11 protein-coding genes and 1 pseudogene are annotated in these 11,141 nt (G+C 53.4%); 5 read left to right on the forward strand and 7 right to left on the reverse strand.

What is annotated here, in order from left to right:
- Positions 1-13: 13 nt before the first annotated feature.
- Positions 14-1,342 (reverse strand): CoA transferase, encoded by a 1,329-nt coding sequence (locus RDN66_RS07315; protein ID WP_202217099.1) that lies wholly within the window; start codon positions 1,340-1,342, stop codon positions 14-16.
- Positions 1,343-1,490: 148 nt separating this feature from the next.
- Between RDN66_RS07315 and RDN66_RS07320 the strand changes: the two genes are divergently transcribed.
- On the forward strand, positions 1,491-2,945 hold the full coding sequence (locus RDN66_RS07320; protein ID WP_308537742.1) for an NAD-dependent succinate-semialdehyde dehydrogenase: 1,455 nt from the start codon (positions 1,491-1,493) through the stop codon (positions 2,943-2,945).
- A gap of 26 nt (positions 2,946-2,971) precedes the next feature.
- Positions 2,972-3,247 (forward strand): barstar family protein, encoded by a 276-nt coding sequence (locus RDN66_RS07325; protein WP_035891198.1) that lies wholly within the window; start codon positions 2,972-2,974, stop codon positions 3,245-3,247.
- 54 nt (positions 3,248-3,301) lie between these two features.
- Here RDN66_RS07325 and yhcN-B read toward each other — a convergent pair whose 3' ends face one another.
- The 3 genes from yhcN-B to argR all read right to left on the reverse strand — a co-directional run bounded on the left by yhcN-B (position 3,302) and on the right by argR (position 4,787).
- The gene (gene yhcN-B, locus RDN66_RS07330; RefSeq protein WP_035891197.1) at positions 3,302-3,568 is read right to left on the reverse strand and encodes a DUF1471 family stress response protein YhcN-B; all 267 of its coding nucleotides are present in this window, start codon (positions 3,566-3,568) and stop codon (positions 3,302-3,304) included.
- A gap of 107 nt (positions 3,569-3,675) precedes the next feature.
- Complete coding sequence (gene yhcN, locus RDN66_RS07335) at positions 3,676-3,939, reverse strand: peroxide/acid stress response protein YhcN (protein WP_035891196.1); 264 nt, start codon at positions 3,937-3,939, stop codon at positions 3,676-3,678.
- 377 nt (positions 3,940-4,316) lie between these two features.
- Entirely contained in the window at positions 4,317-4,787 is a 471-nt protein-coding gene (gene argR, locus RDN66_RS07340; protein ID WP_035891195.1) for a transcriptional regulator ArgR, read from the reverse strand.
- A 455-nt stretch (positions 4,788-5,242) separates the two neighbouring features.
- On the opposite strand from argR, the gene mdh reads away from it, so the two are divergent.
- Positions 5,243-6,181: a malate dehydrogenase gene (mdh, locus tag RDN66_RS07345; RefSeq protein WP_202217100.1), complete on the forward strand. Its 939-nt coding sequence runs from the start codon at positions 5,243-5,245 to the stop codon at positions 6,179-6,181.
- A 54-nt stretch (positions 6,182-6,235) separates the two neighbouring features.
- Here the strand turns inward: mdh and degS are convergent, their stop codons facing one another.
- The 3 genes from degS to zapG all read right to left on the reverse strand — a co-directional run bounded on the left by degS (position 6,236) and on the right by zapG (position 9,396).
- The gene (gene degS, locus RDN66_RS07350; protein ID WP_035891193.1) at positions 6,236-7,303 is read right to left on the reverse strand and encodes an outer membrane-stress sensor serine endopeptidase DegS; all 1,068 of its coding nucleotides are present in this window, start codon (positions 7,301-7,303) and stop codon (positions 6,236-6,238) included.
- 179 nt (positions 7,304-7,482) lie between these two features.
- On the reverse strand, positions 7,483-8,859 hold the full coding sequence (degQ, locus tag RDN66_RS07355) for a serine endoprotease DegQ (protein WP_202217101.1): 1,377 nt from the start codon (positions 8,857-8,859) through the stop codon (positions 7,483-7,485).
- A 138-nt stretch (positions 8,860-8,997) separates the two neighbouring features.
- Positions 8,998-9,396 carry a Z-ring associated protein ZapG gene (zapG, locus tag RDN66_RS07360; protein WP_035891191.1) on the reverse strand — a complete coding sequence of 133 codons (399 nt, stop codon included), beginning with the start codon at positions 9,394-9,396 and terminating at the stop codon, positions 8,998-9,000.
- Positions 9,397-9,594: 198 nt separating this feature from the next.
- Between zapG and zapE the strand changes: the two genes are divergently transcribed.
- Entirely contained in the window at positions 9,595-10,719 is a 1,125-nt protein-coding gene (gene zapE / locus RDN66_RS07365; protein WP_202217102.1) for a cell division protein ZapE, read from the forward strand.
- Between the two features lie 324 nt (positions 10,720-11,043).
- Positions 11,044-11,141 (forward strand): annotated as a pseudogene (gene rplM / locus RDN66_RS07370) (50S ribosomal protein L13); the annotation flags it as partial.

Raw genomic sequence — 11,141 nt, forward strand, 5'->3', positions numbered from 1 at the left:
TACGACCGGAGACTTACCACCATTCCGCGCGATGTGCACCTAAAGGCATGGCCGGCATCGCAAACGCCATCGGCGTTTGTGCAAGCTCCAGCGCGCTGTTGAAATAGCGCAACTCACCGAACGGCCCCTCTTCGCTTACCATACAACGCGCGATCGCCGCCTCGTCTGGTGGGGCAATCGTCTGATAATCCGCAATACTCCCCAACTGCTGCAGCCACGTTGCTGTCCGGCACAATGACACGTCTACCCGCCATGCTCCGCCTTCATTACGCTGACGCTCCAGCGCCATCAGCACGCCCAGCGTGGCGAGATAGCCGCTGAGATAATCATTGGGGTAAGTTGGCCCCAGCACCGGTTGCCCGGTGCCGCCCTGTGCAACCGCCATACCGGTGACGGTCTGAGCAAGCTGCTCAAAGCCAGGTCGGTCTTTCCATGGCCCGCGGTGGCCGTAGCAGTTCAGATTAACTGTAATGATCTGCGGATTAATCTGCGCCATCTCTTCATCGCTCAGCCCATAGCGGGCGAGAGCGCCGGGGCGGTAGCTTTGGACAAAAACATCACCGTCACGCACCAGCTGTGCCGCCGTTGCGCGGCCCTCTGCGGTGGAGAGTTCAAGATAAGCGTTGCGCTTGCCGTGGTTGGTATCCACATCAAACGGCAGAATACGCGGGCGATAAGGCGACGACAGATGCAGCACATCGGCTCCCATCTGCGCCAGCCCGCGGGTTGCCGTTGGCCCGGCAATAACGTGAGTGAAGTCGAGAACGCGCAGCGGCTTCAGTACCCGTGGCGTATCGTAACGACGGTTTTTGGGCGCGCTATCGGTTAGCCGTGTCAGACGAATGAGCGGCTCCTGGCTGACCGCAAGCCCCTGGGGATGAGCCAGCCACTCTTTATGGCTACGGGCGATAGCGGCGCATAGCCCTGCTTCGGCGATGGTCTCCTCCAGCTTGTGCGCTTCCCACTGCGCGACCGCCTGCGCTACCCGATGACGGCTATTTGGCACATCGAGGATATCGAGGATCCCATCGCGTAAACGCGGGTAGCCGCCGTGCAGGAATATCCAACGATTGTCGGCAGTAAGATAGAAATCGGTCGTGGGGTAATCCGGATCGTTGTACTGCCAGTTAAAGCCGTTCTGCTGCTGGAAGGTCACAGCATGGGTTGAGGCGGCGGCACTATGACAATCGACGGTAATCGGCTGCTGCTTGCCGCGAAGCACATCAAGCATCATGCCCTGTAGCGCCAGCACCGAGGCCGCGGCTTCACCAATGGCAAAGGGGGTGGGATAGACCGGCGTGTTGTGGGTGAATGACACCCTCTCAACGGCCAAATGCGTCATACCAAGGTCGTGACACAGCTTATTGAAAACAGGATTGTCGCGCTTCACCGCAGGTTCCTTATCGTTAATAAGACTTTCGTTATTCTGACAACTATTACGCCAAAAGCGATAGCTATACTTAAATGGAAACACTATTCAGGAGGGTGTAATGACCACGCAAGCATGGCAGGACAACGATCTTTTCCAGACGGGCTACCTGGTGAACGGCGAATGGCATCAGCTCGACACCACCTTTGATGTACTCAACCCCGCGACGGGCGAGGTTGTCGCCAAAGTCGCGAAGGCCGGGAAACAGGAGACGGAGCAGGCCATTGCCGCCGCTGCGCGCGCTTTCCCGCTATGGCGGGCAAAAACGGCGAAGGCGCGTTCAGAACTGCTGTATCGCTGGTATCAGCTCATCATCGAACATAAAAGCTGGCTGGCGAAACTGATGACCATCGAGCAGGGCAAGCCGTTGAAAGAGGCTGAAGGTGAGGTGGATTACGCGGCGAGTTTTATTCAGTGGTTTGCCGAACAGGGCAAAAGAGCGAATGGCGAGATTATTCCGCCGGCTAAACCGGGTTCACGTATTCTGGCAACTCGCGAGCCAATCGGTGTTGTCGCGGCTATCACACCGTGGAACTTCCCGATGGCAATGCTCACCCGCAAGCTGGGGCCTGCGCTGGCCGCGGGCTGTACCGGTGTTATCAAACCCGCGAATAACACGCCGCTATGCGCGTTCGCACTGCTGGCGCTGGCGAAGAAAGCGGGGATCCCTGATGGCGTACTGAATGCGGTTGCAGGGAATACGCTAGAGATAAGCGACGCTATTATGGCGAGCCATGACGTGCGAAAAATTTCCTTTACCGGCTCGACATCGGTCGGGAAGACGCTGGTGCGTAACGCGGCCGAAACCATGAAGAAAGTCTCCATGGAGCTCGGGGGGAATGCACCGTATATCGTTTTTGAAGATGCTGATATCGATGCTGCGGTGAAGGGGGCGATAGCCAACAAGTTCCGCAATGCCGGGCAGGTATGCGTGAGCGTGAACCGTTTTTATATCCATGACAGCGTGTATGAGCGTTTTGTCAGCCAGCTTGCTGCCGCAGTGAAAGCGTTAAAAGTGGGGAACGGGTTGGATGACGGTGTCGTTGTTGGGCCGCTGATTGAGCCTGCTGCGGTTAAAAAAGTGCGTGAGCACGTTGAAGATGCGGTATCGAAAGGGGCGAAAGTATTAGCCGGCGGTCAGCCGCATGCACTGGGGGGAAACTTCTGGCAGCCAACGGTATTGGGAGATTGTCAGGAAACGATGCTGCTGGCGCAGGAAGAGACTTTTGGCCCGCTGGCGGCCTGTTTCCGCTTTAGCGACGAAGAGGATGTTATTCATCGCGCGAATAATACACCTTACGGACTGGCGGCCTATTTCTATACCCAAAACCTGTCCCGCGTCTTCCGTGTCTCGCAGGCGCTGGAAAGTGGGATGATCGGCATTAACGAATGCGCGGTTTCAACCGAGCTGGGGCCGTTTGGTGGCATGAAAGAGTCCGGGCTTGGCCGCGAAGGTTCGGTGCTGGGGTTGGAAGAGTACCTCGAAGTGAAAACGTTGCACATTGGGGGACTTTAGTCAGTTGAATGGGATGAGGGCGTAAGATGAAAATCTATACTTTTGATTTTGACGAGATAGAGGATCAGGGCGATTTTTACCGGGAGTTCGCCCGTCTCTTTGCCCTCGATCGCGAGAAAATACGCGATCTGGACACGTTGTGGGATGTGGTGACCAGCAAAGAAATACCGTTACCCGTGGAGATTGAGTTCCTGCATCTGGACGAAAAGCAGCGACGACGTTACGGCGCGCTTATTTTGCTCTTTGATGAAGCAGAAGAAGAGCTGGAAGGGATGCTGCGCTTTAACGTCCAGCGCGGATAAAAAAAAGCCCTCGCCAAAAAGCGAGGGCAAGTCGTCGGTCAAGACGACGAGGGTTTATTTGTACAGCTCAGCTGTAGCGTGCCAATGGTCACCGGTACGTGCTTCGATAATACGATAGCTGCTAGCACCTTCTTTCTCTGCTTTTGCGGCTAGCTCACTACGCATATCCATCGGGTCGCTACCAACCTGTGAAACAGATATGGTGCCCATTGATTGCAGGTTCTGTGCCTGGTCCTGACTTACCTGGTGTGCTGCGGCGCTTGCGCCGAAAGAAAGTACAGATGCCAGACCAAGGGATGCGATGATAATTGCGCTTTTCATATTCTTACTCCTCACCTTATTTTGCAGCGGTGAGAGGATGTTGTTGCTGATTCCTGGGACCGCTGTGGAAATTTTTACTGAATGCCGACGTATTGCTTCACACTAACTTATTTGTACAGTTCTGCCGTTGCGTGCCAATGGTCACCGGTACGCGCTTCAATGATGCGATAAGAAGATGCACCTTGTTCTTCTGCTTTTTTGTTCAGCATTTCATGCATGTCCATCGGGTTTGAACCGACAGAGCCGACAGATACGGTGCCGATTGCTTGACGGGTTTGTGCCTGGTCGCTGTTGATAGAGTCAGCGGCGAAAGCGCCAAACGAGATAACAGATAGGATGCTCAGAGCGGCAACGGTTGTTTTGATTTTCATGATACTCACCTCGTCGTATTTTTTTGGAGGGCCTTTGTTTTGTGACCCTCATCACGAAATTAAGTATACACTAATCACGAAAAATATTAATACCCCGCTAATTGTTTCTCGTGTAATTAGTTGTCAGGAATCGTCATTTTTAGAAGATATACGTATAAAAAAACGCATATTTTGGCAAAGTTCGTCGTCAATAATGCGTAAAATCAAACGGATAGGATAATTTGATGTTTTGTGCGGTTAAGTTGGGATATATTCACTGAAACTATGGTTTAGGGTGGAAAATCGCACTAAATGTTAACGAAGCGGCAGAAGAAACGGCGGGTGAGTCGGTGGGAAAGCGGACTCCTCCGGAGGGACCAGAGGAGTATCACGAGGGATTACAGCTCCTGTTCAAACAGAACCTGAATGGCCTCGTAGAGATCTTTAACAGTGAAGCCTCGAGCCGGTGTGGTGAAGATAGTGTCATCACCGGCAATGCTGCCGAGAATACCTTCAGCCTTGCCTAAAGAGTCCAGAAGGCGCGCGATAAGCTGTGCGGCGCCTGGGCTGGTATGAATCACAACGACTGCGTCATTGTAGTCGATATCCAGAACCAGATTCTTCAACGGGCTGGTGGTGGTCGGTACACCCAGTTCTGCTGGCAGGCAGTAAACCATCTCCATTTTGGCGTTGCGAGTTCGCACTGCGCCAAACTTCGTCAGCATACGAGAGACTTTGGATTGGTTGATATTATCGAAGCCTTCTTCTTGTAAGGCCTGAACAATTTCGCCCTGAGAGCTAAATTTTTCTTCCTTCAGTAACGCTTTAAAGGCTTTAACTAATTCTTCTTGTTTAGTTGAACTTCGCATAAGTCACCCGAGTATGGTGGTGAAATTAACATTATTATGCATATAGGTGAATTTTTATGCAAAACAATTTATCCCAAGAGGCTAGGCCAAATAGATAAAGGCCGGATTTTAGCAAAAATTAGACCTAAGAAACATGCCTATATCACGGGATCTAAATAAGTTAAAAGTAAATGAATTGTTATTAAATTGCTGTTGTTTTACGCAACGTGCTGAGTATATTGTAATCGATAGTTGATGAAAGTTTGGTTTCGTAGATAGACCTTTTTCTGGGAGTAGTGCGGTAACGCCAGCAATGCTGCTGTCATACCCGCATTCTGTAAGCAATTATATTGTAATTATTTACCTTGTGAATTAAGGTCGCCGCAACGGAGTAACAACAGGTATCTCTTGCGTCGGTTATGCGGTCCACGACAGGTTATTACCTGAATGTCATTAACCATAATAAGGAGTTTAGGATGAAAGTCGCAGTCCTTGGTGCCGCCGGCGGTATTGGCCAGGCGCTTGCCCTACTACTAAAGACCCAACTGCCTTCAGGTTCAGAACTCTCCCTCTATGATATTGCCCCCGTCACGCCTGGCGTGGCTGTCGATCTCAGCCATATTCCTACTGATGTCAAAATCAAAGGATTCTCTGGTGAAGATGCGACGCCTGCGCTGGTAGGGGCGGATGTTGTCCTGATCTCTGCTGGGGTAGCGCGTAAGCCCGGTATGGATCGCTCCGATCTGTTTAACGTTAACGCCGGGATTGTCAAAAACCTGGTGCAGCAAATCGCAAAAACCGCGCCTAAAGCCTGTATTGGCATTATTACCAACCCGGTCAACACCACTGTGGCCATTGCCGCTGAAGTGCTGAAAAAAGCGGGCATATACGACAAAAACAAACTGTTTGGCGTTACGACGCTGGATATCATCCGCTCCAATACCTTTGTGGCTGAGCTGAAAGGTAAAAAATGCGGTGACGTCGAGGTCCCGGTTATCGGCGGCCACTCCGGCGTAACGATTCTTCCTTTGTTGTCGCAAATCCCAGGCGTCAGCTTCTCTGAACAAGAAGTCAATGACCTGACCAAGCGTATCCAGAATGCGGGTACCGAAGTGGTTGAAGCAAAAGCCGGTGGCGGCTCAGCAACCCTGTCCATGGGCCAGGCTGCTGCACGCTTTGGCTTGTCCCTGGTTCGCGCTCTGCAGGGTGAGAAAGGGGTAGTTGAATGCGCCTATGTTGAAGGCGACGGCGAATATGCTCGTTTCTTCTCACAGCCGCTGCTGCTGGGTAAAAATGGGATTGAAGAACGTCAGTCTATCGGCAAACTGAGCGCTTACGAACAGCAGGCGCTGGAAGGAATGCTGGATACGCTGAGAAAAGATATCCAGCTTGGCGAAGATTTTATCAATAAATAAGATCTGACCGCTGAATATAACAAAGGGGCCGAGGGCCCCTTTGCTTTTGGTCGTTTAGTTGGACGCTGGGTATTCCTGAATCGTTACCTGCATCGTTAACTTCTTATCGTCACGCATGACCACGACTGGAATCACTGAACCTGGGCGGATCTCCGCGACCTGGTCCATGGTCTCTAGTGCGGAAACCGCCGGTTTACCGTTCACCGAGATAATCACGTCGTTGTTCTGAATGCCGGCTTGCGCAGCGGGGCCGTCTGGCTCAATTTTGTTAACCACAATCCCCTGAATCTGATCGATACTGCCGCCCTGCGCGCGCAGCGGTGCAATTTCGCGGCCGCTGATGCCGATGAAACCACGAATCACGCGTCCGTCACGGATAAGCTTATCCATAATCTTAGTTGCCAGCTGGAACGGGATGGCAAAGCTTAGCCCTTCTGGCGTTTCGCCATCGTTGCTCTTATCGAACGAAAGGGTATTGATGCCCATGAGCTCGCCCAGCGAGTTCACCAGCGCGCCGCCGGAGTTACCGTGGTTGATGGAGGCATCGGTTTGCAGGAAGTTCTGTCGACCGCTTGGGTTCAGGCCGATACGACCGGTGGCGCTGATGATCCCCTGCGTGATGGTCTGCCCGAGGTTATACGGGTTGCCGATAGCCAGTACCACGTCGCCAATGTGCGGCACGCGGGTTGGGTTAATCGGAATGACCGGCAGACCGCCGGTGGCGTTAATCTTGAGGACCGCGAGGTCGGTCAGGCTATCGGAGCCGACGAGCAGCGCTTCAAACACGCGACCATCCTGCAGTGCGACAATAATCTGGTCCGCATCGTTAATGACGTGCTTATTGGTAACGATGTATCCGCGCTGATCCATAATCACGCCGGAACCGAGGGTTTTAATCTCGAGTTGGCTGTTGGTATTGCTGTTCAGACTACGGTTATAGACGTTAACCACCGCAGGAGCGGCACGGCGCACCGCCGAGTTGTAGCTGGCAGGAGTTTCGTCCGTGCTGCTAAAGCGCTGAGTGGCGAGCGGGTTCCACTGGCGCAAAGACGGGACGGTAACAATCAATATGCCGCCAACCAGTAAGCCTAGTGCGACGGAACGTAAGAGCTTTAGAAGCATGATACAGGCATCGTTTATGAGGAAACTGGGCGAAGCATACCACGACTTTACCAGACATACATTCCACACGGTTTCCAATGCGGGTCCGTTAAGGGTTTTGGTGAGCTGTAGGCCGGATGGCGCTTTGCCTATCCGGCCTACAGCATGATTTCACTTATCCGCTTTCCGGCTTTTAAGGATTAACGCATCAGCAGGTAAATGCTCTCATTGCCGCGCATGACGTTCAAGGCAATCACCGCCGGTTTGGCTTCCAGCACCTTACGCAGCTCAGCAATTGATGCGGTCTGCTGGCGGTTGATGCCGATGATGACATCATCTTTATGCAGGCCAACCTGAGCCGCCGGACTGCCTTTCTCGACGTTGGAGATGACCACGCCTTTGGTACCGCTTTTCGACTGGCCGTCGCTCAGCGTTGCCCCTTCCAGCGCCGGAATAATGAGCTGTGCGCTGGCGGTGGACGACGTACTTTTATCCAGCGTCACTTCCACTTCAAGCGGTTTGCCATCGCGAAGCAGGCCCAGTTTGACCTTCGAGCCCGGTTCAGTGGTGGCGATTCGGGAGCGCAGTTCGGCAAAGCTGTTGAGCGGTTTACCGTTCAGGCTGGTTATGACATCGCCGGACTTAATCCCGGCTTTGGCTGAGCCCGAGTTTGGCAGCACTTCACTGACGAACGCGCCGCGCTGCACATCAAGGTTGAACGCTTTCGCGATATCGGCCGTCATCTCCATGCCGCGAATACCTAGCAGACCACGTTTGATTTCACCAAACTGAATCAGCTGCTGCGCCAGGGTTTGCGCCATATTGCTCGGGATAGCAAAACCGATACCGATGCTGCCGCCGCCCGGCGCCAGAATGGCGGTGTTGATACCAATCAGCTCGCCGTTCAGGTTAAGCAGCGCACCGCCGGAGTTACCGCGGTTAATGGCGGCATCGGTCTGAATAAAGTTTTCCAGCCCTTCGAGGTTCAGCCCGCTGCGACCCAGCGCTGAAACAATCCCGGAGGTTACGGTCTGACCGAGGCCGAACGGGTTGCCGACGGCGACGGCGAAATCGCCTACGCGCAGCTTATCGGAGTCGGCGATAGCAATTTGCGTTAGATGGCTGGCTTTCTGGATTTGTAGCAGGGCGATGTCGCTCTGGTCATCGCTGCCGATAAGTTTGGCCTCAAATTCGCGACCATCGTTGAGCTGCACGCTGATTTTCTGCGCGTCGCTCACCACATGATTATTGGTCAGCACATAGCCTTTAATGGCGTCGATGATGACGCCGGAACCCAGCCCTTCAAACTGCTGCGTTGGCTCATTGGCCGGATTGCTGCCGTCATCACCAAAGAACTTCTTCAGTTCATCCGGAACCTGCTGATTCACCGGTGCGGAACCTTCAACCTTCACGCTCACCACGGCAGGCAGAACTTTCTCCAGCATCGGCGCGAGGCTTGGCAGACTACCCTGACCCGGAACCTGCGTTGGCAGCGAAGCCAGTACCGGCGCCGGTACGGCAAGCGATAATCCAATGCTTAATGCCAATGCACTTAACAGTAAAGTCGATTTCTTCATTGATGCTGGCCCTCATGACCCTGGATGCAAGGACAATACTTCCCGAAAAGACTGATGTTATTGAAGTAAATATAGTCGGCGTGAGCAGAAGAGGACGGGCGCAAGTGATGCGCCCGTGAAATATTTATGGAATGCAGATTAATCGCGTTTTGCGCTACCGCGGAGCAGACCGGATGCGCCGTCAGAATAGTCGCGCGGCATCTGAACCGGCGCCTGGTCGTTACCCGCTTCGGATTCGGCCAGACGGTTACGGAACGGGTTGGCATCCGGAGACATGCCCGGCAGCAGGTTGCTGGAGCTTTTCGCCATATGCTGATAAATCTGGCGATAGTCGTCCGCCATGTTATCGAGCAGTTCTGCGCTGCGCGCAAAATGGCTCACCAACTCTTCGCGGTACTCTTCCAGCTCGGCTTTGTTTTTCTCCAGCTCGTACTGCAGCGCCTGCTGCTGACGTAATTTGCTATTACCAAAACGCATGGCCACGGCACCGATGATGATACCGACAACTAACCCAATTAGCGCGTATTCCCAGGTCATGAACATCTCCCGTTGTTTTATAGTTCCATAGGGTATTGGCGGCTTCGGCAACTCCATGCCAGCGCCCGATAGTGCCACTATAACCGCTAATCCCGTAGAAGTGGAATCCTGACGCATCATCGCGTAGTGTAGAACGGACTTTTTTTAGTCAATCGTGAAGTAAGACATACCGGTTTTCAAAGGAATAACAATTAGATCATGCAAAGCCAGTCCCCCACATCGCGCTATCTCCAGGCTCTCGAAGAGGGCAGTCATCAACCTGATGACGTTCAGCGTGAGGCGGTTAACCGCCTCGACACCATTTACCAGGAACTGCAAAACAAAACGTCCGCCCCCGTATCTGGCGGTGGCCTGCGTGCGCGTTTTGGTAAGCTGCTGGGTAAAAAAGAGTCCGACACACCGCTTGCCGTTCGCGGCCTCTATATGTGGGGCGGCGTAGGACGAGGCAAAACCTGGCTGATGGATATGTTCTATCAAAGCCTGCCTGGCACGCGTAAGCAGCGTCTGCATTTCCACCGTTTTATGCTGCGGGTGCACGAAGAACTGGGGGAGTTGCAGGGGCACAGCGATCCGCTGGAAATCGTGGCGGAGCGTTTTAAGGCCGAAACGGACGTGCTCTGCTTCGATGAGTTTTTTGTCTCTGATATTACCGATGCGATGCTGCTGGGTGGCTTGATGAAGGCGCTGTTTGCTCGCGGTATTACGCTGGTGGCGACCTCCAACATTCCGCCGGATGAGCTCTATCGAAACGGTTTGCAGCGCGCGCGCTTCCTGCCGGCAATTGAAGCCATTAAAGAGCACTGCGACATCATGAACGTGGACGCAGGCATCGACTACCGACTGCGAACGTTAACGCAGGCGCATCTGTGGCTTTCCCCGCTGAATAACGACACCCGCCAACAGATGAACAAACTGTGGCTGGCGCTGGCGGGCACGCCGCAGCAAAACCAGACGACGCTTGAGATAAACCACCGTCAACTGCCAACGCTCGGCGTGGAGAATCAGACGCTGGCGGTATCGTTTACCACGCTGTGCGTCGATGCGCGTAGCCAGCACGACTATATTGCGCTCTCACGGCTGTTCCATACCGTGATGTTGTATAACGTGCCGGTGATGACGCCGCTGCTTGAGAGCGAAGCCCGACGCTTTATCGCGCTGGTCGATGAGTTTTATGAACGTCACGTGAAGCTGGTGGTGAGCGCTGAAGTTGAGCTTTACAACATCTATCAAGGGGAGCGGCTGAAGTTTGAGTTCCAGCGCTGCCTGTCGCGTTTGCAGGAAATGCAGAGCGAAGAGTACCTCAAACGCCCGCACATGCCATAAATGCATGGCCCATGTAGCCCGGGCGAGGCGTTCACGCCGACCCCGGGAAACCCCTACGCTAATTCCCGGTGCCGCTTCGCTCGGCCGAGCTACGTGGACAAACAAAACCCGCGGCAAATCACATAAAGGGGTCGATCTTTGACCCCGACTTCTCTATAATCTTGCGACCCCACGTTACAAGAGAGTTTTTTTCCCAAAACTTTCTCTGCGCCGGCATAGGCTATTCGAAGGGGTAGGTTTGCTGGACAATGTCGTGTGAACCTCAACTGACAAAACGTTTGGGTGTTCACCAACGTGTAACTAATTTATTTGGGTAAGCTTTTAATGAAAACTTTTACAGCTAAACCAGAAACCGTAAAACGCGACTGGTATGTTGTTGACGCGACCGGTAAAACTCTGGGCCGTCTGGCTTCCGAACTGGC

Origin of the sequence: uncultured Kluyvera sp. (assembly GCF_902485085.1) — a bacterium.
GTDB classification, from domain to species: Bacteria; Pseudomonadota; Gammaproteobacteria; order Enterobacterales; family Enterobacteriaceae; genus Kluyvera; species Kluyvera ascorbata.